At 46.2% G+C, this 26,232-nt stretch carries 21 protein-coding genes and 2 pseudogenes; 22 read left to right on the top strand and 1 reads right to left on the bottom strand.

The window, feature by feature from the left end:
* The first annotated feature begins 46 nt into the window (after window positions 1-46).
* From ETP43_RS09845 to ETP43_RS18775, 14 genes and pseudogenes are all read left to right on the top strand, one after another.
* On the top strand, window positions 47-1,969 hold the full coding sequence (locus ETP43_RS09845; RefSeq protein ID WP_129257928.1) for a DNA gyrase/topoisomerase IV subunit B: 1,923 nt from the start codon (window positions 47-49) through the stop codon (window positions 1,967-1,969).
* A gap of 21 nt (window positions 1,970-1,990) precedes the next feature.
* Window positions 1,991-4,228, top strand: a complete 2,238-nt coding sequence (locus ETP43_RS09840) for a DNA gyrase/topoisomerase IV subunit A (RefSeq protein WP_129257927.1) — start codon at window positions 1,991-1,993, stop codon at window positions 4,226-4,228.
* A 193-nt stretch (window positions 4,229-4,421) separates the two neighbouring features.
* Window positions 4,422-4,889: a ribosome maturation factor RimP gene (rimP, locus tag ETP43_RS09835; RefSeq protein WP_022400526.1), complete on the top strand. Its 468-nt coding sequence runs from the start codon at window positions 4,422-4,424 to the stop codon at window positions 4,887-4,889.
* Window positions 4,890-4,906: 17 nt separating this feature from the next.
* The gene (nusA, locus tag ETP43_RS09830) at window positions 4,907-6,052 is read left to right on the top strand and encodes a transcription termination factor NusA (RefSeq protein ID WP_022400525.1); all 1,146 of its coding nucleotides are present in this window, start codon (window positions 4,907-4,909) and stop codon (window positions 6,050-6,052) included.
* 30 nt (window positions 6,053-6,082) lie between these two features.
* Window positions 6,083-6,358, top strand: coding sequence for an RNase P modulator RnpM (rnpM, locus tag ETP43_RS09825; RefSeq protein ID WP_022400524.1), 276 nt, complete (start codon window positions 6,083-6,085; stop codon window positions 6,356-6,358).
* Window positions 6,348-6,656 (top strand): L7Ae/L30e/S12e/Gadd45 family ribosomal protein, encoded by a 309-nt coding sequence (locus tag ETP43_RS09820; RefSeq protein WP_022172244.1) that lies wholly within the window; start codon window positions 6,348-6,350, stop codon window positions 6,654-6,656. Before rnpM ends, ETP43_RS09820 begins: the two co-directional genes overlap by 11 nt.
* Before the next feature lie 39 nt (window positions 6,657-6,695).
* Complete coding sequence (gene infB / locus ETP43_RS09815; RefSeq protein WP_129257926.1) at window positions 6,696-9,428, top strand: translation initiation factor IF-2; 2,733 nt, start codon at window positions 6,696-6,698, stop codon at window positions 9,426-9,428.
* Window positions 9,429-9,458: 30 nt separating this feature from the next.
* Window positions 9,459-9,842: a 30S ribosome-binding factor RbfA gene (gene rbfA, locus ETP43_RS09810; RefSeq protein ID WP_022172242.1), complete on the top strand. Its 384-nt coding sequence runs from the start codon at window positions 9,459-9,461 to the stop codon at window positions 9,840-9,842.
* Window positions 9,823-10,785 (top strand): DHH family phosphoesterase, encoded by a 963-nt coding sequence (locus ETP43_RS09805; RefSeq protein WP_243114247.1) that lies wholly within the window; start codon window positions 9,823-9,825, stop codon window positions 10,783-10,785. Before rbfA ends, ETP43_RS09805 begins: the two co-directional genes overlap by 20 nt.
* 4 nt (window positions 10,786-10,789) lie before the next feature.
* Window positions 10,790-11,692, top strand: coding sequence for a tRNA pseudouridine(55) synthase TruB (truB, locus tag ETP43_RS09800; protein WP_129257924.1), 903 nt, complete (start codon window positions 10,790-10,792; stop codon window positions 11,690-11,692).
* Window positions 11,693-11,739: 47 nt separating this feature from the next.
* On the top strand, window positions 11,740-12,672 hold the full coding sequence (locus tag ETP43_RS09795) for a bifunctional riboflavin kinase/FAD synthetase (protein WP_129259571.1): 933 nt from the start codon (window positions 11,740-11,742) through the stop codon (window positions 12,670-12,672).
* A 105-nt stretch (window positions 12,673-12,777) separates the two neighbouring features.
* A complete protein-coding gene (gene rpsO / locus ETP43_RS09790; protein WP_022172238.1) occupies window positions 12,778-13,044 on the top strand; it encodes a 30S ribosomal protein S15 in 267 nt (88 codons plus the stop codon).
* Between the two features lie 218 nt (window positions 13,045-13,262).
* Entirely contained in the window at window positions 13,263-15,359 is a 2,097-nt protein-coding gene (locus tag ETP43_RS09785; RefSeq protein WP_022400519.1) for a polyribonucleotide nucleotidyltransferase, read from the top strand.
* Between the two features lie 165 nt (window positions 15,360-15,524).
* A pseudogene (locus ETP43_RS18775) lies at window positions 15,525-15,596 on the top strand (DUF6783 domain-containing protein); the annotation flags it as partial.
* Here the strand turns inward: ETP43_RS18775 and ETP43_RS18470 are convergent.
* Window positions 15,585-15,680: pseudogene (locus tag ETP43_RS18470) on the bottom strand (DUF6783 domain-containing protein); the annotation flags it as partial. The pseudogenes ETP43_RS18775 and ETP43_RS18470 overlap by 12 nt on opposite strands.
* 92 nt (window positions 15,681-15,772) lie before the next feature.
* On the opposite strand from ETP43_RS18470, the gene ETP43_RS09780 reads away from it, so the two are divergent.
* The 8 genes from ETP43_RS09780 (at window position 15,773) to ETP43_RS09745 (ending at window position 26,106) form a co-directional block, all read left to right on the top strand.
* Window positions 15,773-17,425 (top strand): two-component system response regulator, encoded by a 1,653-nt coding sequence (locus ETP43_RS09780; protein WP_164979681.1) that lies wholly within the window; start codon window positions 15,773-15,775, stop codon window positions 17,423-17,425.
* 298 nt (window positions 17,426-17,723) lie between these two features.
* Entirely contained in the window at window positions 17,724-18,599 is an 876-nt protein-coding gene (locus tag ETP43_RS09775; RefSeq protein ID WP_022400516.1) for a phosphoribosylaminoimidazolesuccinocarboxamide synthase, read from the top strand.
* A gap of 206 nt (window positions 18,600-18,805) precedes the next feature.
* On the top strand, window positions 18,806-19,351 hold the full coding sequence (locus tag ETP43_RS09770; protein WP_022400515.1) for a nitroreductase family protein: 546 nt from the start codon (window positions 18,806-18,808) through the stop codon (window positions 19,349-19,351).
* Window positions 19,352-19,587: 236 nt separating this feature from the next.
* Entirely contained in the window at window positions 19,588-19,806 is a 219-nt protein-coding gene (locus ETP43_RS09765; RefSeq protein WP_022400514.1) for a cation transporter, read from the top strand.
* Between the two features lie 86 nt (window positions 19,807-19,892).
* On the top strand, window positions 19,893-21,767 hold the full coding sequence (locus ETP43_RS09760) for a heavy metal translocating P-type ATPase (RefSeq protein ID WP_129257921.1): 1,875 nt from the start codon (window positions 19,893-19,895) through the stop codon (window positions 21,765-21,767).
* Window positions 21,768-22,052: 285 nt separating this feature from the next.
* The gene (locus ETP43_RS09755; protein ID WP_129257920.1) at window positions 22,053-22,835 is read left to right on the top strand and encodes a ZIP family metal transporter; all 783 of its coding nucleotides are present in this window, start codon (window positions 22,053-22,055) and stop codon (window positions 22,833-22,835) included.
* A gap of 227 nt (window positions 22,836-23,062) precedes the next feature.
* Window positions 23,063-23,761, top strand: coding sequence for an ABC transporter ATP-binding protein (locus ETP43_RS09750; RefSeq protein WP_022400511.1), 699 nt, complete (start codon window positions 23,063-23,065; stop codon window positions 23,759-23,761).
* An 11-nt stretch (window positions 23,762-23,772) separates the two neighbouring features.
* Complete coding sequence (locus tag ETP43_RS09745) at window positions 23,773-26,106, top strand: ABC transporter permease (protein ID WP_129257919.1); 2,334 nt, start codon at window positions 23,773-23,775, stop codon at window positions 26,104-26,106.
* Window positions 26,107-26,232 lie beyond the last annotated feature (126 nt).

Genomic DNA, 26,232 nt, shown 5'->3' with positions numbered 1-26,232 from the left:
GCCAAAGGAAAGTACCGGGGAGAGAAAGAATAGAAAGGAAAGTATTATGGCAAAGAAAGACAGTTATGACGCCAGTAGTATCTCAGTTCTGGAAGGTCTTGAGGCAGTCCGGAAGAGACCGGGTATGTATATAGGCAGCGTTTCCAGAAAAGGTCTCAACCATCTGATCTACGAAATCGTGGACAACTCGGTGGATGAGCATCTGGCAGGGTACTGTGATTTGATCCGGGTTACGTTGGAAGCAGACGGTTCCTGCACCGTGTCAGATAACGGACGTGGAATCCCGGTTGGAATGCATGAGAAAGGAATATCTGCGGAGCGTCTGGTATTTACCACCCTTCACGCGGGTGGAAAGTTTGATAACGGTGCGTATAAGACCAGCGGTGGTCTTCACGGCGTAGGTTCCTCTGTGGTAAATGCACTGTCTACCTATCTTGACGTAAAAGTCAGCAGAGAAGGATACGTACATCATGACCGATATGAGCGTGGAATTCCGGTAATTGAGTTGGAAGAGGGTCTGCTTCCGAAAATCGGACGTACAAAAGAGACCGGAACCTGTATCAATTTTCTTCCGGACCCAGAGATTTTTGAAAAAACAAGATTTACAGAGGAAGAGGTAAAAAGCCGTCTTCATGAAACTGCGTATCTGAATCCTAAGCTGACCATTCATTTCGAAGATAAACGGAAGACGGAACCGGAAGTTATCGATTATCATGAGCCGGAGGGGATCATTGGTTTTGTAAGAGATTTGAACAGAAAAAAAGAGACGCTTCATGATCCGGTTTATTTTTCAGGAGAAAGTGATGGAATTACGGTGGAAGGGGTTTTCCAGTATATCAACGAATTCCATGAAAATGTTCTTGGATTTTGTAATAACATTTACAATGCAGAAGGCGGAACCCATCTGACAGGTTTCAAGACCATGTTTACCACGGTTATGAACAACTATGCAAGAGAACTGGGAATTCTGAAGGAAAAAGACAGCAATTTTACCGGTGTGGATATCCGAAATGGTATGACTGCAGTTATCTCTATCAAACATCCGGCACCTCGTTTTGAAGGACAGACCAAGACCAAGCTGGATAATCAGGATGCATCCAAGGCGACAGCCAAGGTCACAGGAGATGAGATTGTTCGATTCTTTGATCGTAATCTTGAGACCCTGAAAACAGTTCTTTCCTGTGCAGAACGTTCTGCCAAGATTCGTAAGACCGAAGAAAAGGCAAAAACCAATCTTTTGACGAAACAGAAGTATTCTTTTGATTCCAATGGAAAACTGGCAAACTGTGTGAAAAAAGATCCGGAAAAATGCGAAATATTTATTGTCGAGGGAGATTCCGCCGGCGGCTCTGCAAAATCAGCCAGAGACCGTAATTATCAGGCTATTTTACCAATCCGTGGAAAAATCCTGAATGTGGAAAAAGCAACGATAGATAAAGTGCTGGCGAATGCAGAAATCAAGACCATGATCAATGCATTTGGTTGCGGATTTTCCGAGGGGTATGGGAATGATTTTGATATTACAAAGCTTCGGTATGACAAGATTATCATCATGGCCGATGCGGATGTGGACGGAGCCCATATTTCTACCCTGTTGCTGACTCTGTTTTATCGTTTTATGCCGGAACTGATCTATGAAGGCCATGTATACATTGCTATGCCGCCATTGTATAAAGTGATCCCTTCCAAAGGGGAAGAGGAATATCTGTATGATGACAAGGCACTGGAAAAATACAGAAAAACTCACACCGGATCCTTTACTCTGCAGCGCTACAAAGGTCTGGGAGAAATGGATGCCCAGCAGTTATGGGAGACAACTTTGGATCCGAAGACAAGAATTTTGAAACGGGTGGAAATTGAAGATGCGAGAATGGCATCTGACGTGACAGAAGCACTGATGGGAACGGACGTACCTCCCCGAAAAGCATTTATTTATCAGCATGCACAGAACGCACAGCTGGATATCTGATAGAACAATCAGGAGGAAAACATGGAAGGACAGATTATCAGAACCGAATATTCCGAGGTAATGCAGAAGTCTTATATTGACTATGCCATGAGTGTTATCGTGTCAAGAGCATTGCCGGATGTTCGTGACGGATTGAAACCGGTACAAAGAAGAACCCTGTATGATATGTATGAACTGGGTATCCGCTATGACAGGCCTTATCGAAAATGCGCCCGTATCGTAGGTGATACCATGGGTAAATATCATCCACATGGCGACAGTTCCATCTATGATGCCCTGGTGGTTATGGCACAGGACTTTAAGAAGGGACAGGCTCTGGTAGACGGTCATGGAAATTTTGGTTCCATTGAGGGTGACGGAGCCGCTGCCATGCGATATACGGAAGCAAGACTGGAAAAAATCACCCAGGAAGTATATCTGAGTGATATGGATAAGAATGTTGTAGACTTTATGCCGAACTTTGATGAGACAGAGAAAGAGCCGGTGGTACTTCCGGTTCGTGTTCCGAATCTTCTGTTAAACGGAGCGGATGGTATCGCGGTCGGTATGGCGACCAGCATCCCGCCACATAACCTGGTCGAGATTGTGGACGGTGTGAAAGCCTACATGAAAAATAATGAGATCAGCGTGAAAGGTCTGATGAGATACATCAAAGGACCGGATTTTCCGACCGGCGGTATCGTGATCAATAAAGATGAACTTCTGAAGATCTATGAAACCGGAAGCGGAAAGATCAAGATCCGCGGAAAAGTGGAAGAAGAGAAATTAAAAGGCGGAAAAGTCAACCTTGTGATCACCGAGATCCCTTATCCGATGGTGGGGGCCAATATCGGAAAATTCTTAAACGATGTGGCAGGTCTGGTAGAATCCAAGAAAGCCACAGACATCGTGGATATTTCCAACCAGTCTTCCAAAGAAGGTATCCGGATCGTTCTGGAGCTGAAAAAAGGCGCAGATGTGGAAAATCTGAAAAATATGCTCTATAAAAAGACCCGTCTGGAAGATACTTTCGGTGTGAATATGCTCGCCGTAGCAGACGGAAGACCGGAGACGCTGAGCCTGAAACAGATCATTGAGCATCATGTGGATTTTCAGTTTGAAGTCTGTACGAGAAAGCATCAGACCCTGTTAAATAAAGAACTGGAAAAGAAAGAGATCCAGGAAGGTCTGATCAAAGCCTGTGATGTGATCGATCTGATCATCGAGATCCTGCGTGGAAGTAAAAACCAGAAACAGGTAAAAGAGTGTCTGGTAAACGGTGTGACCGAGGGCATCCGTTTTAAGACCAAAGCGAGTGAGAAAGCTGCAAAGAAACTCTGCTTTACCCAGAGACAGGCAACCGCGATCCTGGAGATGCGTCTGTACAAGCTGATCGGTCTGGAGATCGAGGCGTTGATGGCAGAACATGAGGAGACGCTGAAAAATATCGCAAGATACGAAGAAATCCTGAATAATTACGATGCGATGGCACAGGTCATCATGGAGGATCTGGATCACATCAAGAAAGCTTACGGAAGAAAACGCCGCACCGTGATCGAAAACAGGGAAGAGGCGGTATTTGAAGAAAAGAAAGTGGAAGAGGCGGAAGTCTGCTTCCTGATGGATCGTTTCGGATATGCCAAGACACTGGATAAGAACACCTATGAGCGAAACAAAGAGACGGTGCACGGGGAATACAAGTATGTATTTACCTGTATGAACACCGATAAGATCTGTCTCTTTACGAACAAAGGACAGATGCACACGGTGAAAGTGATGGATCTGCCGCTTACGAGACTGCGGGATAAAGGTGTTCCGGTGGACAACCTGAGCAATTTCTTGAGTGCACAGGAAGAACTGCTCTGTGTCAGCAGTATGGAAGCGGTAAAGAATTCGCATATCATCTTTGTTACGAAATCCGGTATGATCAAACAGGTGCCGGGAACGGAATTTGATGTGATCAAGAGAACGATCGCCTCAACCAAACTGGCAGAGGATGATGAACTGGTGCTGGTGGATCTGTGTGATACGATGGATTATGTGGTGCTGCAAAGCCACGACGGATATTTCCTGCGGTTCTTAAAAGAAGAAGTGCCGGAGAAGAAAAAAGCGGCACTCGGTGTGCGGGCGATTAAGATGAGTGATAAAGATTATCTGGAACACGGTTATCTTCTGGAGAGCCGGATGGAATACCAGATCGGGTACAAAGAAAAACAGATGATCCTCAACAAGATCAAGCTCGGAAAACGCGATACCAAAGGAACGAAAGTGCGGGTATAAAGGAAAAAGCCTGAAAACGCTTGCATTTTAGAATAATAAATGGTATGATAACCATGTTAATAGATGATTACTAGTTATAAGAGTGGGCGATACGTCCACTCTTATTTGTTGCATTGCAGATCAAAATTGATATAACAGATCAGTTTTGACTGCTGTGGACAGCGGCGCTGTCCGTGTAGAAGGTGGTGAAAGCATGAGTGTAAGAGAACAGTATGAACAGAAAGCGGAAGCTATGGCACAGCCGATCATCGATCAGTTCGGTTTTGAACTGGTGGATGTGGAGTATGTAAAAGAGGCAGGAAACTGGTATTTACGTTTCTATATCGATAAGGAAGGCGGAATTACCGTAGATGACTGTGAGGCAGTCAGCAGAATTTTCAGTGATAAACTGGATGAACTGGATTTTATCGAAGATGCTTATATTATGGAAGTAAGTTCCCCGGGTCTTGGCCGTCCTCTGAAAAAGGAAAAAGATTATGCGAGAAGTATGGGAAAAGAGGTAGAGATCCGTACCTACCGTCCGATCAACAAAGAAAAAGAATTCTACGGGATTCTCAGCGCATATGATGAAAGTAGCGTGACGATCACCACAGAGGAGCAGGAAGAACAGACATTTGAAAAAGCAGATATCGCATTGATTCGTCTTGCTTTTGATTTTTAAGGAGGATAAAGAAAAAAATGAATACAGAATTACTCGAAGCGTTAACTATTCTGGAAAAAGAAAAAAATATCAGTAAAGAAGTTCTGATGGATGCCATCGAACAGTCTCTGATCCAGGCCTGTAAAAACCATTTTGGAAAAGCAGATAACGTACATGTAACCATCGACCATGAGACCTGCGAGTTCAGCGTATATGCTGACAAGACCGTAGTGGAAGTGGTAGAAGATCCGGTGATGGAGATTAGTCTTTCCAACGCAAAAATGATGGATTCCAAGTATGAACTGGGCGATATCGTACAGGTTCCGATCCAGTCCAAACAGTTCGGACGTATCGCAACACAGAATGCGAAGAACGTGATCCTGCAGAAGATCCGTGAAGAAGAACGGAAAGTTCTGTATGATGAGTATTTCCAGAAAGAAAAAGATGTGGTTACCGGTGTGGTACAGCGTTACATGGGAAGAAATGTCAGCGTAAACCTGGGTAAGGTAGATGCGATCCTGAGTGAAAATGAACAGGTAAAAGGTGAGGAATACAAACCGACCGAACGTATCAAAGTATATGTACTGGAAGTAAAGGATTCACCGAAGGGACCGAAGATCATGGTTTCCAGAACCCATCCGGAACTGGTAAAACGTCTCTTTGAAGCAGAAGTAACCGAAGTAAAAGACGGTATCGTAGAGATCAAGAGTATCGCGAGAGAAGCAGGTTCCAGAACCAAGATCGCGGTATGGTCCAACGACCCGGATGTTGATGCAGTCGGCGCCTGTGTAGGTATGAACGGTGCCAGAGTCAACACCATCGTGGAAGAACTGCGCGGTGAGAAGATCGATATCATCAGCTGGGATGAGAACCCGGCACTGCTGATTGAAAATGCACTGAGCCCTGCAAAAGTTATCACGGTACTGGCAGACCCGGATGAGAAGACCGCACTGGTTATCGTTCCGGATTATCAGCTGTCTCTGGCAATCGGTAAAGAAGGACAGAACGCCCGTCTGGCAGCCCGTCTGACCGGATTCAAGATCGATATCAAGAGTGAGACACAGGCAAGAGAAGCCGGTGATTTCGAATATTATCAGGAATCTGACGATGAAGAGGGTGAGGATTCCATGGAAGACGCTCTGGCAGGTGTAGAACTGGAAGAAGAACCGGAGACAGAAGAGTAAGACCCGAAAGAAACAGTGAGGCGGATAGCTATGGGAAATATAAAAAAGGTACCGCTGCGGAAATGTATCGGATGTAATGAGATGAAAAACAAGAAAGAAATGATGCGTGTACTGAAGACACCGGAAGGTGAGATCACACTGGATGTGACCGGGAGAAAGAACGGCCGCGGCGCATATGTTTGTTTTTCGAAGGAATGTCTGCACAAAGCCATCAAGAACAAAGGGCTGGAGCGTTCCCTGAAGATGCAGATTCCTCAGGAGGTCTACGAGAACCTGGAAAGGGAGCTGGATACGATTGAATTGTAATAAAGTACTATCACTGATCGGACTTTCCACCAAGGCAGGTAAGATTGTCAGCGGAGAGTTTTCAACAGAAAAAGCGGTAAAGACAGGAAAAGCCTGGCTGGTCATCGTCTCGGCGGAAGCGTCGGACAATACCAAAAAGAAATTTCATAACATGTGCACCTATTATGAAGTGCCGTGCTATGATTTCGGAGGGAAAGAGGAACTGGGAAGAGCCATGGGAAAAGAATTCCGTGCGTCTCTGGCAGTAACCGATGAAAACCTGGCGGCAGCGATGGAAAAACAGCTGAAATCTGAATAGTTACATTTCTTGGCATGGAACAGAAAGGTTGGTGGTAGAATGCCAAAAACAAGAGTCTATGAAATTGCACAGGAATTAAATAAAACAAACAAAGAAGTTATTGAATTTTTAAAGGAGAAAAAGGTAGAAGTTAAGAGTCATATGAGTACATTGGAAGAAAAAGATGAAAAAATGGTCCGGGATGCATTTGCCGGGAAAAAAGAAGGAAAAGAAGAGAAGAAAGAAAATACAGACCGCCCGAAAAAGAAATCCAATCTGATTCAGGTATTCCGTCCGCAGAACGCGCAGACACAGGAAGGCAAGAATTTCAGAAGAAACAAACCGCAGTCTGACAAAAACGGACAGGACAGACCGGCAAGAGGAAACGGCGAAGGAAACCGTGGTGGACAGAACCGTGATGGACAGAACAGAGACGGTCAGGAGAGAAGATTCAACGGAAGAAGAGACAATCAGAACCGTGACGGACAGAACAGAGACGGTCAGGAGAGAAGATTCAATGGTCAGGGAAGAAGAGACGGACAGAACCGCGATGGTCAGAACAGAGACAATCAGGGCGGACGCCGCTTCGACAACAGAAACGGTCAGAATAATAACCGTTATCAGGGACAGAATAACCGTCAGGACGGTGGAAACGGAAACCGCCGTTTCGATGGCAACAGAGACGGACAGAACAGAGATAACCAGGGCGGACGTCGTTTTGACAACAACAGAAACGGTATGAACCGTGACAACAGAGACCGCGACGGAAGAGAAAACAACGGACGCAGAAATGACCGCAGAGATTCCAGACCGGCTATGGACAGCATGGATCTGGGACTGGCAAGAAAACCGGTCAGAGACGTAAAGAACAAAGAAAAAGATAAAGAAAAAGAGCGCGAGAGAGAAGAGAAAAAGACGCAGGACAGAAGAAACGGACAGGGAGGAAACCGTCCGAACCAGGGTCGTTTCCAGAAGAGCAGACTGCCGAAGGCACTGCAGAAACCTACCCGTCCGCAGCCGAAGGAAGAAAAGAAAGAAGTAGTCAAAGAGATCACACTTCCGGAGAAAATGACCATCCGCGAGCTGGCTGAAAAGATGAAAATGCAGCCTGCAGTGATCGTTAAGAAACTGTTCATGGAAGGAACCATGGTTACCGTAAACCATGAGATCGATTTTGAAAAAGCACAGGAGATCGCACTGGGCTACGATATCATCGCAGAACAGGAAGAAAAAGTCGATGTGATCGAAGAACTGTTAAAAGAGGAAGAGGAAGATCCGAAAGATCTCGTTCCGAGACCGCCGGTTGTCTGCGTTATGGGACACGTTGACCACGGAAAAACTTCCCTGCTGGATGCGATCCGTAAGACCAATGTAACCGACCGTGAGGCAGGTGGTATCACACAGCACATCGGTGCGTATGTGGTATCCATCAAAGGTCAGAAGATCACATTCCTGGATACTCCGGGTCACGAAGCATTTACCGCAATGCGTATGCGTGGAGCAAACTCCACTGATATCGCCGTTCTGGTAGTTGCAGCGGACGACGGTGTGATGCCGCAGACTGTAGAAGCGATCAACCATGCAAAAGCAGCAGGTGTTGAGATCATCGTTGCGATCAACAAGGTAGATAAACCGAGTGCCAACATCGAGAGAGTAAAACAGGAACTTTCCGAGTACGAGCTGATCCCGGAAGACTGGGGCGGAAGCACCATCTTCGTTCCGGTATCTGCAAAGACACATGAGGGTATCGAAGACCTGCTGGAAATGATCCTGCTGACTTCCGAAGTATGTGAACTGAAAGCAAACCCGAACAGAAAAGCACGTGGTCTGGTTATTGAGGCACAGCTTGATAAAGGAAAAGGCCCTGTTGCTACCATTCTGGTACAGAAAGGTACCCTGCATGTCGGTGACTTCATCGCAGCAGGAGCTTCCTCAGGTAAAGTCCGTGCGATGATGGACGACAAGGGACGCCGTGTCAAAACGGCAGGTCCGTCTACTCCGGTAGAGATCCTTGGTCTGTCTGATGTACCGAATGCCGGTGAAGTTCTGGTAGCTACCGAAAATGATAAAGAAGCAAAGAACTTTGCAGCAACCTTTATTTCTGAAAATAAAAACCGTTTGCTGGAAGAGACGAAAGCGAAGATGTCTCTGGATGATCTGTTCAACCAGATTCAGGAAGGTAACCTGAAAGAACTGAACATCATTGTAAAAGCCGATGTACAGGGATCTGTAGAAGCCGTAAAACAGAGTCTGGTGAAACTGTCCAACGATGAAGTTGTCGTTAAGATCATCCATGGTGGTGTAGGTGCGATCAACGAATCCGACGTAACTCTGGCTTCCGCATCCAACGCGATCATCATCGGTTTCAACGTTCGTCCGGACGCAACCGCAAAAGCAACCGCAGAGCAGGAAGGCGTAGACCTGCGTCTGTACCGTGTCATCTATCAGGCAATCGAAGATGTGGAAGCTGCCATGAAGGGTATGCTGGATCCTGTCTTCGAAGAGAAAGTGATCGGTCATGCAGAAGTTCGTCAGATCTTCAAGGCATCCGGTGTCGGCAATATCGCCGGAAGCTACGTTCTGGATGGTGTCTTCCAGAGAGGCTGCACCGTAAGAATCTCCAGAGAAGGAAAACAGATATTCGAAGGACCTCTGGCATCTCTGAAACGATTCAAAGATGATGTAAAAGAAGTAAAAGCCGGTTATGAATGTGGTCTGGTATTCGAAGGATTCAACGATATCCAGGAACTGGATCAGGTAGAAGCGTATATCATGGTAGAAGTACCGAGATAGGCTTTGCATACCGGATTGAGGTGATAGAAAATGAGAAAAAACAGCATTAAAAATACAAGGATCAACGGCGAAGTGATGAAGGAATTAAGCCTCATCATCCGCCAGGAGATCAAAGATCCACGGATTCATATGATGACATCCGTCACTTCCGTGGAAGTGGCACCGGATCTGAAAACCTGCAAGGCTTACATCAGCGTGATGGGTTCCGATGAGGAAAAGAAAGATACCATCGCCGGTCTTCGCAGTGCAGAAGGATATGTACGCCGCCAGCTGGCAAAACGTCTGAACCTTCGCAATACCCCGGAGATTCAGTTCGTACTGGATCAGTCGATTGAATACGGCGTACACATGTCCAGATTAATTGACGAGGTAAACAAAGAAACCCCGGAAAGGGATGAAGAAGATGATAAATAATATTGCGTCTGTACTTGAGGGCGTAACCACAGCAGCCATCGCCGGTCATGTAAGACCGGACGGTGACTGTGTGGGTTCCTGCATGGGAATGTATCTGTACCTGAAAGAAAATTATCCGCAGATCCAGGCAGATGTCTATCTGGAAGAAGTGCCGGAAGTCTTTCATTTTATTCAGGATATCGACAAGGCAAAACAGGAGTGGGAGGACAAAGCGTACGACCTGTTCCTGGGCTTTGATGTCAGCAGTATAGATCGGATCGGCGTTGCCGGTCGGGCACTGGAGACGGCGAAGATGACTGCGTGCATCGATCATCACATCACAAACAAAGGACTTGCGCAGAAGAATCAGATCGTTCCGGATGCAAGTTCTACCTGTGAAGTGCTCTATGAACTGCTGGAGCCGGAAAAGATCAACAAAGCCTGTGCGGAAGCACTGTATACCGGAATTGTTCATGATACCGGTGTGTTCCAGTACAGCTGCACCGGAACCCGAACGATGGAGATTGCCGGACAGCTGATGGCAAAAGGCATTGATTTTACCAGCATCATCAAAGATTCTTTCTACACCAAATCCTACGCGCAGAACCAGATCATGGGCCGGACGATCATGGAGAGCATCATGCTTCTGAATCAGCGGTGTATCGTGGGTTATGTGAGACAGAAAGACATGGATTTTTACGGTGTGACACCGAAAGACATGGATGGTATCGTCAACCAGCTGCAGAACACCCGTGGCGTGGAAGTTGCGATCTTCTTATATGAGATTGGTGTGCAGGAATACAAAGTCAGCATGCGTTCCAACGGCAAAGTAGATGTGGCGAGAGTAGCTTCTTATTTCGGAGGCGGCGGTCACGTGAAAGCGGCCGGATGTACGATGCAGGGATCCGTGTTCGATGTGGTAAACAGTCTGACACTGGATATAGAAAGACAGCTGCAGGAGTAAACAGATGGAAAGAAGCGGTGTAATCAACATATACAAAGAAGCAGGCTACACTTCCCATGATGTGGTGGCGAAGCTTCGTGGAATCTTAAAACAAAAAAAGATCGGTCATACGGGAACCCTGGATCCACAGGCACAGGGTGTCCTGCCGGTCTGCCTTGGAAAAGGAACCAAACTGTGCGATCTGCTGGCAGATCATGATAAGGAATACGAGGCAGTGCTTCGGTTGGGAATCACCACCGATACCCAGGACATGGAAGGAAATGTCTTGCAGGAGTCATCAGTGCAGGTGTCGGAAAAAGAAGTCCGCACCTGCATTCTTTCGTTTCAGGGAGAACAGATGCAGGTTCCGCCGATGTATTCTGCGCTGAAAGTCAACGGAAAGAAATTATACGAACTGGCACGGGAAGGAAAAGTCGTGGAACGAAAAGCCAGACCGGTTACCTTTCATAAAATTGAGGTTCTGTGGATGGAACTTCCGAAAGTAAAGATCCGGGTGCAGTGTTCCAAGGGAACATATATCCGGACTCTTTGCAACGATATCGGGGAAAAACTGGGCTGTGGCGGCTGCATGGAAGAACTTCTGCGTACCAGAGTGGAACGGTTTGCACTGGAAGATGCGGTAAAACTCGATGAAGTGCAGAAAGCCATGGAAGAGGGAACGGTCGACAGCCTGATCTTTCCGGTTGACCGGATATTTGACCAGTATCCGACGGCAAAGACGACTACGCAGGGCGATCTGCTGGTGCATAACGGCAACCGGCTCTTTTCGGAACTGTTACAGGAAGAACCGGAGGCAGAAAGCGGTTATGTCCGGGTTTACGACAGCGAAGATACCTTTATCGGGCTGTTTGAGAAGAAGACAGACCAGCTGGTACCGGTGAAAATGTTTTACCGGAAAGAAAATTAAACGGAAAACTGGATGTATTGTATACAAAGAGAAGAATGGAAAGAGACATGAAATATATTACAAAGAATCTGGATTTTCAACTGGATAAACGAAGCGTGGTGACACTCGGAAAGTTTGACGGCGTCCATACCGGACACAGCAAACTGATCAACCGGGTGATGGAGATCGGCAAAGAAGGGTATGAGACAGTGGTATTTACCTTTGATGTCTCCCCTCTTGTAAAACTGGGAACCAGGATCAAACGGACGATCCTTACGAACGAAGAGCGCAGGATTCTTCTGGAACGCCGTGGCGTAGACTGCCTGGTGGAGTGTCCGTTCATTCCGGAGATCATACAGATGGAGCCGGAGGATTTTATCAGGGAAATCCTGGTAAAACAGCTGCGCGCCGCGTATGTGGTGGTCGGACCGGATTTTCACTTCGGATATGAAAGAAAGGGAACTCCGCAGCTGTTACAGGAGCTGGGAACCCGATATGGATATGAAGTGGAGATCTTAAGTAAAGAGACCAGAGAAGAACGACCGGTCAGCAGCACCTGGATCCGCGAAGTGCTTCAGGAAGGAAATATCGAGAAAGTCAATGATCTTCTGGGATACCGGTATTTTGTGCTGGGTGAGGTTGTACACGGAAGACAGCTCGGACGGACATGGGGACTTCCGACGATCAATCAGGTACCGGAGGACGGAAAACTGCTTCCGCCGTTCGGAGTCTATGCGTCGAAAACGTTTATCAAAGGGAAAACATTCTACGGAATCTCCAATGTCGGTGTGAAACCTACCGTGGAAGTGCCGTTTGCAGGTGTCGAGACCTATCTGTTCGACTGCGACGAAGATCTGTACGGGGAGGAAGCATGGGTGGAATTCTATCATTTCGTGCGTCCGGAGTGCAAGTTTGATTCGGTGGAAGAACTGAAAGCACAGATCCAGAGAGATGCCAATGCAGGAAAGCAATATTTTCAAAAAAGAGGTTTACATTCCTGAGAGCATATGGTATACTGTCCAAGTATGAGTTAGCCCATATTCAGATATCGGACACTCCGACCATTTCTTAATATGTGGCGATTGAAAAAATAGGAGGAAAACAAAATGATTTCTAAAGAAAAGAAACAGGCTATTATGGCTGAATACGCAAGAACAGAAGGCGACACAGGTTCACCGGAAGTACAGGTAGCTGTACTGACAGCAAGAATCCAGGAGCTGACAGAGCATCTGAAAACACATCACAAAGATCATCATTCCAGAAGAGGTCTGCTGAAAATGGTAGGTCAGAGAAGAGGTCTGCTGGATTACCTGAAGAAAACAGATATCGAAAGATATCGTGCACTGATCGAAAAATTAGGAATCAGAAAGTAATTCAACTGCACAGAGATAAGAATGGCGAGGGGTGGAAGGTATTCTTCCATCCCTTTTATCTTATACAGTGCAAAATGTACCTGTAAGACGCCGGAGAGGACGGCCGAGACCACTGAAAAGCACATTGTCGGAATGAAAAGAGAGTGTGTTTTTCAGTTGTTTCGGAGCATATCCGCCGGCAAAAATCGCCCGGAGAGGGCAGAAAAAGGAGAAAATGTATGTACAAAAGTTATTCTATGGAACTGGCAGGAAGAACACTGACAGTTGACATTGACCGTGTGGCAAAACAGGCTAACGGCGCAGCATTTATGCATTATGGTGATACCGTTGTACTTTCTACCGCAACCGCATCAGAAAAGCCAAGAGAAGGAATCGATTTCTTCCCGTTAAGTGTAGAATATGAAGAAAAAATGTATGCAGTAGGAAAGATTCCGGGTGGATTCAACAAGAGAGAAGGAAAAGCGTCCGAGCATGCAATCCTGACCTCCCGTGTGATCGACCGTCCGATGCGTCCGCTGTTCCCGAAGGATTACCGTAACGATGTTACCCTGAACAATATGGTAATGTCTGTAGATCCGCAGTGTAATCCGGAAGTCGTAGCAATGCTGGGTTCCTCTATCGCAACCTGCATCTCCGATATCCCGTTTGACGGACCGTGTGCAGCAACACAGGTTGGTATGATCGACGGCGAGCTGATCATCAACCCGACGCTGGAGCAGAATTCCAGATCCGATCTGAAACTGACCGTTGCTTCTACAAGAGAAAAAGTGATCATGATCGAAGCCGGAGCAAACGAAGTTCCGGAAGCTAAGATGATCGAAGCAATCTTTGAAGCTGATAAAGTAAACAAAGAGATCATTGCATTTATCGACAAGATCGTAGCTGACTGCGGAAAAGCAAAACACAGCTATGAATCCTGTGCAGTTCCGGAAGAACTGTTCGCAGCAATGAAAGAGATCGTAACACCGGAAGAGATGGAAGTTGCCGTATTCTCCGATGACAAACAGACAAGAGAAGAAAATATCCGTCAGGTAACAGCAAAACTGGAAGGAGCATTTGCAGATAATGAGGAATGGCTGGCTGTTCTGGGCGAAGCTGTATACCAGTACCAGAAAAAGACCGTTCGTAAGATGATCCTGAAAGACCACAAACGTCCGGATGGCCGTGCGATCACACAGATCCGTCCGCTGGCAGCAGAAACCGATATCGTACCGCGTGTTCATGGTTCCGCTATGTTTACAAGAGGACAGACACAGATCTGTACCATCACCACTCTGGCACCTCTGTCTGAGGGACAGCGTCTGGATGGACTGGATGAGTTCGAGACCGGAAAACGTTACATGCATCACTATAACTTCCCGTCCTACTCTGTAGGTGAGACAAAACCGAGCCGTGGACCGGGACGTCGTGAGATCGGTCATGGCGCACTGGCTGAGAAAGCTCTGGTTCCGGTACTGCCGAGCGAGGAAGAATTCCCGTATGCAATCCGTACCGTATCTGAAACTTTCGAATCCAACGGATCTACTTCTCAGGCAAGTATCTGTGCATCTACCATGTCTCTGATGGCAGCAGGTGTACCGATCAAGAAACCGGTAGCAGGTATCTCCTGTGGTCTGGTAACCGGTGAGACCGATGACGATTACATCGTTCTGACCGATATCCAGGGACTCGAAGACTTCTTCGGCGATATGGACTTCAAAGTAGCAGGTACTCATGACGGTATCACAGCGATCCAGATGGATATCAAGATTCACGGTCTGACCCGTCCGATCATCGAAGAGGCAATTGCAAAGACAAAACAGGCAAGAGAATATATCCTGACCGAAGTTATGGAAAAATGCATCGCAGGTCCGAGAGAGCATGTGAATGAATACGCACCGAAGATCGTTCAGATCAAGATCGATCCGGAAAAGATCGGTGACGTTGTAGGCCAGAGAGGAAAAACAATCAACGCGATCATCGATGAGACCGGTGTAAAAATCGATATCACAGATGACGGAGCAGTTTCTATCTGCGGAACCGAACAGAAGATGATGGATAAAGCAATTCACTATATCCAGACCATCGTAACAGACTACAAAGAAGGTCAGATCTTCACCGGTAAAGTAGTAAGCATCAAAGAATTCGGTGCGTTTATCGAGTTCGCTCCTGGAAAAGAAGGTATGGTTCATATCTCCAAGATCGCCAAAGAGCGTATCAACCGGGTAGAAGATGTTCTGACACTGGGCGACGAAGTGAAAGTAATCTGCATGGGTAAAGACAAGATGGGAAGAATGAGCTTCAGCATCAAAGACGTACCGGCAGACGCAAAATAAGATAAAAATGATGAGAAGTCGAAGAACTGGGACACAGTTTTTCGGCTTCTTTTTACGAAAAATCCGCTGAAAAACTGAAAGTACTTTCAAAAAACGCGGATTTTGCGGGGGGGGGTAGAAAAGATAGACACTGCGTCGAAAATACGTTATAATATATTCTGATATATTAGAGCGTGTCTGAAAAATCATTTCCGCAATCTGCAAGCCCCACTTTGCGGTATATTTTACCCTCATTCGGTTGACGTAGCCCGCTACGCCGCCCTCATTCGGATAAAATCTCCCACAAACTGAGACTCGCAGCTCACGAAAAGCCTTTTTCAAACACGCTCTAGAGTGATAAAGTTAAATAATATATAAAATGGTGATTATAGTGGCGGGGGGTTAGCAACAACCATTACATGGAGAAAATGCCAATGAAACAGATGAGAAAGAAAAAGATCCTGATTGTCGATGACTCCGAGATGAATCGGGACATTCTGACCGGGATGCTGGAAGATGAATATGAGATTGTGGAGGCGGAAGACGGGGAAAAAGCCATCGAGATCATGAAGGAAGGACGCTTTGGTTTTTCTATCGTGCTTCTGGATATCACGATGCCAAAACTGGACGGTTTTGGGGTTTTACGCGTGATGCAGGAGCAAAACTGGTTGAAAGAACTTCCAGTTATTATCATATCCGCAGAGACATCCAACGAATATATCGGACGGGCGTATGAGATGGGCGCAAGCGATTATTTCAGCCGGCCGTTTGATGCAAGAATTGTTATCAGCAGAGTAAGAAATACGATTGCACTGTTTGAGCGGGACTACATAGACCAGATAACCGGAGGATATAACAGAAAAGCATTTATCCGCCAGGTTGCCGGAGTGCTGAAAGAGAGAGAGACAGAAGAATATATTCTGTTATTCTTTAATATTAAAAATTTCAAAGCAATCAATGAATTGCTGGGAGTGGGCGGCGGAGATAAACTGCTGCAGTGGTTTTATCAGCGGATTCTCCGGTCAAAACTGGATCCGGTGGATATGGCACGTATCGAGTCCGATCATTTTGCCTGCCTGATTGAGAAAAAAAACTTGGATTTTGATTATCTGACAGAGTTCTGTGATTTCAGTTATGGCGAAGAGAAGAGACAGATGCACATTTACAGTACCTGTGGCGTGTATTACATCCAGGATGAAACCATGTCGATCACAAGTATGATCGACAGAGCAAAACTGGCGAAAGAATATATTACAGATGAATATCTGAAACCATATACGGTATTTAAAAATAATATGCAGGATACTTATGTGGATGAGATGGAGATCTGTTCGGAGTTCGAAGACGGGATCGCGAAACGGGAATTTCAGGTGTTTTATCAGCCGGTTGTAGATGTGAAGACCGGAAAGATCGCGTCGGCGGAAGCACTGGTGCGGTGGTTCCATGAAACCAAGGGATTTATCTCACCGGGACAGTTTATTCCGGCACTGGAAAAGGGAGGATATATTTCCGAACTTGACCGTTACATGGTTCGGAAAGTTATAGAATGTCTGGAACAGCGGAGAAAAGAAAGCCGTCCGGCAGTTCCGGTATCGGTAAACCTTTCCTGGATGGATTTTTACGATGAAAATATGCTGGAATGGATTGTATCGGGACTGCAATGTGGAGGGAAGGAAGAGGAAAAAATGATCCGTTTTGAGATCACGGAAACTTCCCTTGCCGCGATCGGAGAGAATCACACCCGGATGCTGATGCGTCTGAGAGAGAACGGAGCGAAGATCCTGCTGGACGATTTCGGAAGCGGCTATTCTTCGTTTGGAATGTTGCAGGACTATGATTTCGATATCCTGAAGATTGATATCAGCTTTGTGCGAAATATCGGTGTGAACAAAAAGACAGAGAGCATCCTGCGGGCGATCATCGATATGGCACACCAGCTGGGGATCCGCCTGGTAGCCGAGGGCGCGGAGACCGAAGAACAGGTAGCGTTCTTACGGGAGAACGGATGCGATTATATTCAGGGATATTATTATTACAAACCGATGCCACAGGCAGAGTTTCTACAGCTGCTGGAAGAGGGAAAATAAGAATCAGGAGAGTTATATGCAAACAAAAGCGTATGGCTCTTTTTTCGCGGGTAACGAACCAAAGTTCGTGATTGTACGAGAGTTTGGTGACTGCCGTGATGATCAAAGTTGTGCGATTTAGAAACAAAACTTAATAAAGAATATTAAAATATAAGTATAACTTATTAATAAGCTGCTTTTAAAACTATAAGTGAAAACCGGGCAAGGTATTGACAATCTATCTCAGATAGTGGTAGGCTTTTTTTGTACTGAAAATACATCAGACATTGTCTAAGAAAAAAAGGATGAGGTGTGTAAAATGCAGGAAATGAAACCTATTAAAGAAGGAAAAGTACGTGAGATTTATGATAACGGTGACAGCCTGATCATGGTAGCAACAGACCGTATCAGCTGTTTTGATGTGATCTTGAACAACGAAGTGACCAAGAAAGGTACTGTTCTGACACAGATGTCCAAGTTCTGGTTCGACATGACAGAGGATATCATTCCGAACCATATGATTTCTGTAGATGTCAAAGATATGCCGGAATTCTTCCAGCAGGACAAATTTGACGGCAACAGCATGATGTGCCGGAAACTGGAGATGCTGCCGATCGAATGTATCGTTCGTGGCTACATCACAGGAAGTGGCTGGGAAAGCTATAAGAAAACCGGAAAAGTCTGTGGTATCGAACTTCCGGAAGGACTGAAAGAATCCGATAAACTGCCGGAGCCTATTTACACCCCGTCTACCAAAGCAGAGATCGGTGATCACGACGAGAACATTTCTTTTGAACAGAGCGTAGCGCACCTGGAAAAATACTTCCCGGGAAGAGGACAGGAACTGGCTGAGAAACTTCGTGACAACACCATCGCACTGTATAAAAAATGTGCAGAATACGCACTGAGCAAAGGCATCATCATTGCAGATACCAAATTTGAATTTGGTCTGGATGAAGAAGGAAATATGGTGATCGGTGATGAGATGCTCACACCGGACAGCTCCCGTTTCTGGCCGGCAGATGGCTACGAAGCAGGACACAGCCAGCCATCTTTCGACAAACAGTTTGCCCGCGACTGGCTGAAAGCCAACCCGGATAACAACTGGACACTGCCGCAGGAAATCGTGGACAAGACCATCGACAAATACCTGCAGAGCTATGAGATGCTGACAGGAAAGAAACTGGGCGAATAATACAGCGTGCACTTGGTTGACAAGCGGAACATAATCATGTAAAAATAATAAAAAGCATACGAAGAACCGGAGAATGACTTTGCAAAGAGCTGTTCTCCGATTTTTCCGTTTTGTCTCGTTTATGGAGACGGTAAACCAAACAAAATATTGGCTTGTTCGTCGGAAAAATTCCAGGAGTACGGATAAGAGCAGGAGGAGGAAAACACATGGAATTAGTAAAAGGCATCAAAGAGAGAAGAAGCACCAGAAAATTTACCGATCAGGCAGTGAGCGAGGACGATATCCGTGAGATCGTTGCCACGGCTGCGTATGCACCGAGCTGGAAAAATACACAGACATCCCGTTATATTGCGGTAGTAAACCCGGAGAAAAAGCAGGAGATCGCCGATACCTGTGTCATGGGATTCGCCGGCAATCAGCGGATTATTGGAGAGGCGCCGGTACTGATCGTGGAGACAACGGTCAATGAGAGATCCGGGTATGAGAGAGACGGTTCTTTTTCCACTTCCAAGGGAACACACTGGCAGTCCTACGATGCAGGGCTTGCGGGAGAAGCCTTCTGCCTGGCAGCCTGGGAAAAAGGTCTGGGAACGGTTATCATGGGAATCTTTGAAGAAGAAAAAGTAAAAGAAGTTCTCCAGATCCCGGAGACGGAATCCGTATCCGCACTGATCGCACTCGGCTACCCGGAAGAAGTACCGGAGGCTCCGAAGAGAAAAGAGACGGAAGTACTGTTGAAAATTGTGAAATAAAAAGAAAAAGCATCGGATGGAAAAAACGCTTTGCCTTTTGAAAAGGGCAGGGCGTTTTTTCTTATATATAGAAACTATCAGGCAGAACCGGGAAAAGAGGGCATGCCCAAAAATAATAAAAGAAATTCAGAAAAACAGTTGACAATCAGAAAACTGATGATATAATAAAATCAAACATATGAACAAGTGCTCATATATAACATTGAAAACAAAAAGAAAGGTAAAAGGTAACGGATATGAAAAAAACATATAAGATCGAAGTAGACTGCGCAAACTGTGCAAACAAAATGGAAGAAGCAGCAAAGAACACAGCTGGTGTAAAGGACGCAAACGTAAACTTCATGACATTGAAGATGAGCGTAGAATTTGAAGAAGGACAGGATCCGAAAGCCGTTATGCAGGATGTTCTGAAAAACTGCAAGAAAGTAGAAGACGACTGCGAGATTTATCTGTAAGATACCATGACAGCGTAAAGAGAGAACTGCCCGGGAAAACGAAGTTGTTTCTTTACGCTGTATTTTTACGTGAGGGAGGCTTTATTATGAATAAGAAGCAGAAAAAAATGCTGATTCGTATCATTGTAGCGGCTATTCTGGTCGTTGCTTTTTCCCTGCTTCCGATCGAAGGATATGTAAAGTTCGGGCTCTTTATGATCCCGTATCTGGTGATCGGGTATGATATCCTGAAAAAAGCAGGAAAGGGTATCATGAACCGGCAGGTATTTGATGAGAACTTTCTGATGGCAGTGGCAACCATGGGAGCGATTCTTCTCGGTGACTACAAAGAGGGCGTTTCCGTTATGCTGTTTTATCAGATCGGAGAACTTTTCCAGAGTTATGCGGTTGGAAAGAGCCGCAGAAACATCAGTGATCTGATGGATATCCGTCCAGATTATGCAAATATTGAGAAGGATGGAAAACTGGAACAGGTCGATCCGGATGAGGTAGAGATTGGCTCGATCATCGTGGTACAGCCGGGTGAGAAAGTGCCGATCGACGGTATTGTGGTAGAGGGATCCTCCACACTGAATACCAGTGCCCTGACCGGTGAGAGCGTACCGCAGGATGCAAAATGTGGCGATGAGATTGTCAGCGGATGCATCAACATGAGCGGTGTATTAAAGATTCAGACAACTAAAGAGTTCGGAGAGTCCACCGTATCCAAGATTCTGGATCTGGTGGAAAATGCAAGTTCCCAGAAATCAAGATCCGAGAACTTTATCTCCAAATTCGCAAAATATTATACTCCTGCAGTCTGCTACGGAGCAGTAGCGCTGGCTGTTCTGCCTCCGCTGGTACGGATGCTTTTCATGGGTCTGTCACCGGAATGGGGCGACTGGATCTACCGTGCACTGACCTTCCTGGTTATCAGCTGCCCGTGTGCACTGGTTATCAGTATTCCGCTGAGTTTCTTCGCCGGTATCGGTGGCGCGAGCAAAGCGGGTGTCCTGGTCAAAGGCTCCAACTATCTGGAAACCCTGTCCCAGACAAAATATGTGGTATTTGATAAGACCGGCACGATGACACAGGGTGTGTTTGAAGTAAGCGGTGTACATCATAACGAGATGGAAGAAGAAAAACTTCTGGAGTATGCAGTGCTTGCAGAGTGCTCATCCTCCCATCCGATTAGTAAGAGCCTGCAGAAAGCGTATGGAAAAGAAATCGACAGAAGCCGTGTCACCGATATGGAAGAGATCAGCGGTAACGGTGTCACCGCGAAAGTGGATGGCGTGTCCGTAGCGGCAGGAAATGAAAAACTGATGGAAAAACTGGGCATCGAGTTTTTAGCGTGCAGCCATGTCGGCACGGTGGTGCATATGGCAGTAGACGGTAAATACGCAGGACATATCCTGATTTCCGATACAGTAAAACCGCATGCAAAACAGGCAATCAAAGAACTGAAAAAATGCGGTGTGAAAAAGACGATCATGTTGACCGGTGACCGGAAGAATGTAGCGGATTATGTAGCAAAAGACCTGGGTATCCAGGAAGTTTACAGTGAGCTGCTTCCGGGCGATAAAGTAAGCAAAGTAGAAGCATTACTTGCCAACAAGACAGAAAAAGAAAAACTGGCATTTGTCGGTGACGGAATCAACGATGCACCGGTACTCTCCAGAGCTGATGTGGGAATCGCCATGGGTGCGATGGGATCCGATGCGGCTATCGAAGCAGCCGATATTGTTCTGATGGATGATGATCCGCTGAAGATCGCGACAGCCATTCATATCGCAAGAAAATGTATCCGTATCGTATACGAAAACATTTATTTTGCCATCGGCATCAAGCTGATCTGCCTGTTACTCGGTGCAGTTGGTATCGCCAACATGTGGATGGCAATCTTCGCCGATGTCGGTGTCATGGTGATCGCAGTACTGAACGCGATCCGGGCACTGTTTGTGAAGAAATATGAGATGTAAGAAAACAAAATAGCATAGAGAAAATAGAAACACCTGTAGCATGAGGATAAAAATATTCCGTGTTGCAGGTGTTTTTTGCTTCCTTTCATAGTAATCATGGAACCAGGTTAATTACAGTTTTATGAAAAACAGATAGCAGATAAGGGGGCAATCGCATAGAATAAACCAGCGGTGCCAGTTCTGCTACTCTGTACATTGCGAAAGATTCTCGGTAAAGCAAAAAGGAATTGAAAAAACAAATGAGTTAGAATAAACTAACCATAAAGAGAAAGGAGTAGTGATAAGATGAATATAGAAGTTATTTATGGAATTTTGATTCCTTTTGCGGGAACAACGCTGGGAGCGGCGGGGGTATTTTTTATGAAGAAGGAGCTGAGTGATCTCGTACAACGGGCACTGACCGGTTTTGCGGCAGGCGTGATGGTGGCGGCTTCGGTGTGGAGTCTTCTGATTCCTGCGATGGAACAGTCGGAATCCCTTGGACGGCTGGCATTTCTTCCGGCAGCAGTGGGATTCTGGATCGGTATTTTATTCCTGCTGTTGCTGGATCACATCATTCCGCATCTGCACCGGAACAGTGAGAAAGCAGAAGGACCGAAGAGCAAACTGGCGAGAACGACGATGCTGGTGCTGGCAGTGACCCTGCACAACATCCCGGAAGGAATGGCGGTCGGTGTGGTTTACGCGGGATATCTGACCGGAAATACCAAGATCACAGCGATGGGAGCACTGGCACTTTCCATCGGTATCGCGATCCAGAACTTTCCGGAGGGAGCGATTATTTCCATGCCGCTTCGCGCGGAGGGTATGAAGAAATCCAAAGCATTCGTGGGAGGAACGTTATCCGGCATCGTGGAGCCGATCAGTGCGGCGATCACGATCCTGGCGGCAGGTCTGATCGTTCCGGCGCTGCCTTATCTGCTCAGTTTTGCAGCGGGAGCGATGATCTATGTGGTTGTGGAAGAACTGATCCCGGAGATGTCCACCGGAGAACATTCGAACATCGGAACCCTGTTTTTCGGGGTTGGCTTCTGCCTGATGATGATTCTGGATGTGGCACTTGGATAAAGAAATACAAGCGGATAGTAAATGAAAAAATTTATCATCAATGGAAGCCAAAAGCAGAATAAATAGTGGTAAAATAGTTAGAAAAAACTAATTGCGAACAGCTGCAACTGAACAAAAACAGTTGCAGCGAATCACGGAAACGGGAATACGCGGCAGCAGTTTTCTGAGGGAGAGGATGCGCCAGCGGAAAGCAATTAGAAAAAGGGAAAGAAAACCGGAGGAAGTTTATGTTTCTTACATTACAACAAATCAAGAAGTCCTTTGGACAGGGCGAGAGTAAGGTAGACGTATTAAAGGGAATCGATCTGGAAATGGAACAGGGAGAGTTTTGTGTGCTCCTTGGACCATCCGGATCCGGAAAATCGACACTGCTAAATATCATCGGTGGTATTGACCAGGCAGATGAGGGAGAAATCGTGATCCATGGCGAGCAGATGGCAGATATGAAAGAAAAACGACTGACCATCTATCGAAGAAAACATCTGGGTTACATTTTTCAGATGTATAATCTGATCCCGAATCTGACCGTGCGGGAAAATATCGAAGTCGGAGCTTATCTGAGTGATAAACCGCTGGATGTGGACGAACTGTTACATACACTCGGACTTTACGAGCACCGCAACAAACTGCCGAATCAGTTGTCCGGTGGTCAGCAGCAGCGAACCGCGATCGGACGAGCTATCGTCAAGAACCCGGATATCCTGCTCTGCGATGAGCCGACCGGAGCGCTGGACTATAAGACATCCAAGGAAATCCTGAAACTGATCGAAACGGTCAATGAAAAATACGGCAATACCATTATCATGGTTACGCATAACGATGCGATCAAAGATATGGCTACCCGCGTAGTGCGGCTAAAAGACGGCATGATCCGAAGCAACGTGATCAATGAGAAGCGGGTACATGCGGAGAATCTGGAATGGTAAGGGGGAAGAAGATGAAAAATCCACTGAGAAAACGTCTGCCCCGGGAACTGAAAACGGAATTTGGAAAATATCTGGTGATTTTTCTGCTGCTGGTAGCCACGATCGGGCTGATATCCGGTTTCCTGATAGCGACCAGCAGTATGCTGAAAGCCTACAACGATGGATTTGAAACATACAATGTGGAAAACGGGAATTTCCTTCTGGAAAAGCAGGCGAACAAAGCACAGATCAAAAACATCGAAGATGCGGGCGTAACGTTATATGAGAACTTTTATACCGAGGAAGCACTGACGAACGAGAGTACGATGCGTATTTTCAAAGACAGAGAGGAAGTCAACACGGTCTGCCTGATGAAAGGGGAAATGCCGATGCAGACCGATGAGATTGCCATTGACCGTATGTATGCGGACAATAACAGCCTGAAAGTCGGGGATACGATCGAGAGCGCCGACGGAAAATACAGCTGGAAGATCACCGGCTATGTGGCACTGCCGGATTACAGCTGCCTGTTCGAGGACAACAACGATACGATGTTTGATGCCGTGAAGTTCGGCGTTGGTATCGTGACACCGGAGGGCTATGCGGCGCTGGCAAACGAACAGCAAAATTACAGTTATTCCTGGAAATACAGGAATGAGCCTTCGGATGAACTGCAGGAAAAAGAGATGGCAGAAGATCTGATGGATGTGGTGAGGGATGAAACAAAATTAGAGACCTTTATCCCGAGATATCTGAATCAGGCGATCACTTTTACCGGGGATGATTTTGGAAGCGATAAGGCGATGATGACAGTGCTTTTGTATATTATCATCGTGATCATGGCATTTGTCTTCGGCGTGACGGTGAGCAATACGATCAGCAAAGAGGCAAATGTGATCGGTACGCTGCGGGCTTCCGGTTACACGAAAGGAGAACTGGTACGTCATTATATGACGATGCCGCTGGTTGTTACTCTGATCGGGGCACTGATCGGAAATATCCTGGGCTATACGGTATTTAAGAATTTCTGCGCCGGCATGTATTACGGAAGTTACAGTCTGCCGACGTATCATACGCTCTGGAGTGTGGAAGCGTTCTGGAAGACCACACTGGTTCCGCTGGTACTGATGGCAGTGGTAAATGCGGGAATCCTTTATAAAAAACTTTCCCTGTCTCCGTTACAGTTCCTTAGAAGAGATCTGAAAAAGAAGACAAAGAAGAAAACATTTTATCTCAGTAGCAGGATCCCGTTTTTTGCAAGATTCCGTATGCGTGTCATTTTTCAGAATGCGAGCAATTATGTGGTACTTCTGGTAGGAATTTTATTTGCCAATCTGTTACAGATGTTCGGACTGGCACTTCCGGCGGTACTGGATCACTACCAGAGTGTGCTGAAAGATAATCTTTTGAGTAATTATCAGTATATTTTACAGATCCCGGCGGAGGCGATGGACGAAGATAAGAAGCTGGAAAGTCTGGTACAGATGATGTATGTCCAGAGCCAGATGGAGACGGAGAACGAAGATGCGGAGAAATTTTCCGCGTACTCGCTGAATACGCTCGGAGATCAGTATAAGAGTGAAGAAGTCATGCTGTATGGAATCCAGCCGGACAGCCGGTATGTGCAGATCCCGGAGGACCAAATATCGAATGGAAATGCATATATTTCTTCTACCTATGCAGACAAGTATCAGCTGAAACAGGGCGATACCATCACATTAAAAGAAAAATACGAGGACGATCAGTATACCTTTACCGTCAATGGCATCTATGATTATGAGGGCGGACTTGCCATCTATCTGTCGCAGGATTCCCTGAATGAGACCTTTGACCTGGAAAAATCGTATTTCAGCGGTTATTTTTCGGAGACGCCGATCACGGATATCGATGAAAAATACATTTCCACGGTGATCGACCTGGAAAGTCTTACGAAAGTCAGCCGGCAGCTGGATGTTTCGATGGGAAGCATGATGGGGCTGGTGGATGCATTTGCAGTGTTGATGTTTATGATTCTGATCTATCTGTTGTCAAAGATTATCATTGAAAAGAATGCACAGTCAATCTCGATGGTCAAGATCCTCGGCTACAGCAACCGGGAGATCAGCCGGTTATATATCGTATCGACATCGATCATGGTGGTACTGTTCTTGCTGTTGAGCCTGCCGGTGGAATACTGGGCAATGGTATATCTGTTCCGGGCGGTGATGCTGGAGAGTATCAGCGGATGGATTACGTTTTATATCGAGCCAGCCGTTTATATCAAGATGTTCCTTCTCGGAATCGGAACATATGCGGTGGTGGCAGCGTTGGAATACCGCAGGATCTGTCGGGTACCGATGGATGAGGCACTGAAAAACGTAGAATAATGTACGCTCGGAATCTTTCTGTGCCTGATTTTGGGAGATGATTTTTTGTCAGTTGTGCCCAAATTTCTGAGGCGTACGTTGATGAAATTCGGGTGCGGATGGCGAAAAATCAGCCACAAAAGCAAG

It is taken from the genome of Blautia faecicola (assembly GCF_004123145.1).
Lineage (GTDB): Bacteria > Bacillota > Clostridia > Lachnospirales > Lachnospiraceae > Oliverpabstia > Oliverpabstia faecicola.
This window is presented reverse-complemented; position numbering and strand designations above follow the sequence as displayed.

Bases quoted from the DNA above. Each gene is read 5' to 3' on its own strand.
- rbfA (WP_022172242.1), top strand. From the start codon at position 9,459: ATGAGAAAAAACAGCATTAAAAATACAAGGATCAACGGCGAAGTGATG.
- truB (WP_129257924.1), top strand. From the start codon at position 10,790: ATGGAAAGAAGCGGTGTAATCAACATATACAAAGAAGCAGGCTACACT.
- ETP43_RS09775 (WP_022400516.1), top strand. From the start codon at position 17,724: ATGCAGGAAATGAAACCTATTAAAGAAGGAAAAGTACGTGAGATTTAT.
- ETP43_RS09745 (WP_129257919.1), top strand. From the start codon at position 23,773: ATGAAAAATCCACTGAGAAAACGTCTGCCCCGGGAACTGAAAACGGAA.
- ETP43_RS09755 (WP_129257920.1), top strand. From the start codon at position 22,053: ATGAATATAGAAGTTATTTATGGAATTTTGATTCCTTTTGCGGGAACA.
- ETP43_RS09770 (WP_022400515.1), top strand. From the start codon at position 18,806: ATGGAATTAGTAAAAGGCATCAAAGAGAGAAGAAGCACCAGAAAATTT.
- infB (WP_129257926.1), top strand. From the start codon at position 6,696: ATGCCAAAAACAAGAGTCTATGAAATTGCACAGGAATTAAATAAAACA.
- rpsO (WP_022172238.1), top strand. From the start codon at position 12,778: ATGATTTCTAAAGAAAAGAAACAGGCTATTATGGCTGAATACGCAAGA.
- rnpM (WP_022400524.1), top strand. From the start codon at position 6,083: ATGGGAAATATAAAAAAGGTACCGCTGCGGAAATGTATCGGATGTAAT.
- ETP43_RS09805 (WP_243114247.1), top strand. From the start codon at position 9,823: ATGAAGAAGATGATAAATAATATTGCGTCTGTACTTGAGGGCGTAACC.
- ETP43_RS09845 (WP_129257928.1), top strand. From the start codon at position 47: ATGGCAAAGAAAGACAGTTATGACGCCAGTAGTATCTCAGTTCTGGAA.
- ETP43_RS09780 (WP_164979681.1), top strand. From the start codon at position 15,773: ATGAAACAGATGAGAAAGAAAAAGATCCTGATTGTCGATGACTCCGAG.
- ETP43_RS09750 (WP_022400511.1), top strand. From the start codon at position 23,063: ATGTTTCTTACATTACAACAAATCAAGAAGTCCTTTGGACAGGGCGAG.
- ETP43_RS09765 (WP_022400514.1), top strand. From the start codon at position 19,588: ATGAAAAAAACATATAAGATCGAAGTAGACTGCGCAAACTGTGCAAAC.
- nusA (WP_022400525.1), top strand. From the start codon at position 4,907: ATGAATACAGAATTACTCGAAGCGTTAACTATTCTGGAAAAAGAAAAA.
- ETP43_RS09840 (WP_129257927.1), top strand. From the start codon at position 1,991: ATGGAAGGACAGATTATCAGAACCGAATATTCCGAGGTAATGCAGAAG.
- rimP (WP_022400526.1), top strand. From the start codon at position 4,422: ATGAGTGTAAGAGAACAGTATGAACAGAAAGCGGAAGCTATGGCACAG.
- ETP43_RS09760 (WP_129257921.1), top strand. From the start codon at position 19,893: ATGAATAAGAAGCAGAAAAAAATGCTGATTCGTATCATTGTAGCGGCT.
- ETP43_RS09785 (WP_022400519.1), top strand. From the start codon at position 13,263: ATGTACAAAAGTTATTCTATGGAACTGGCAGGAAGAACACTGACAGTT.
- ETP43_RS09795 (WP_129259571.1), top strand. From the start codon at position 11,740: ATGAAATATATTACAAAGAATCTGGATTTTCAACTGGATAAACGAAGC.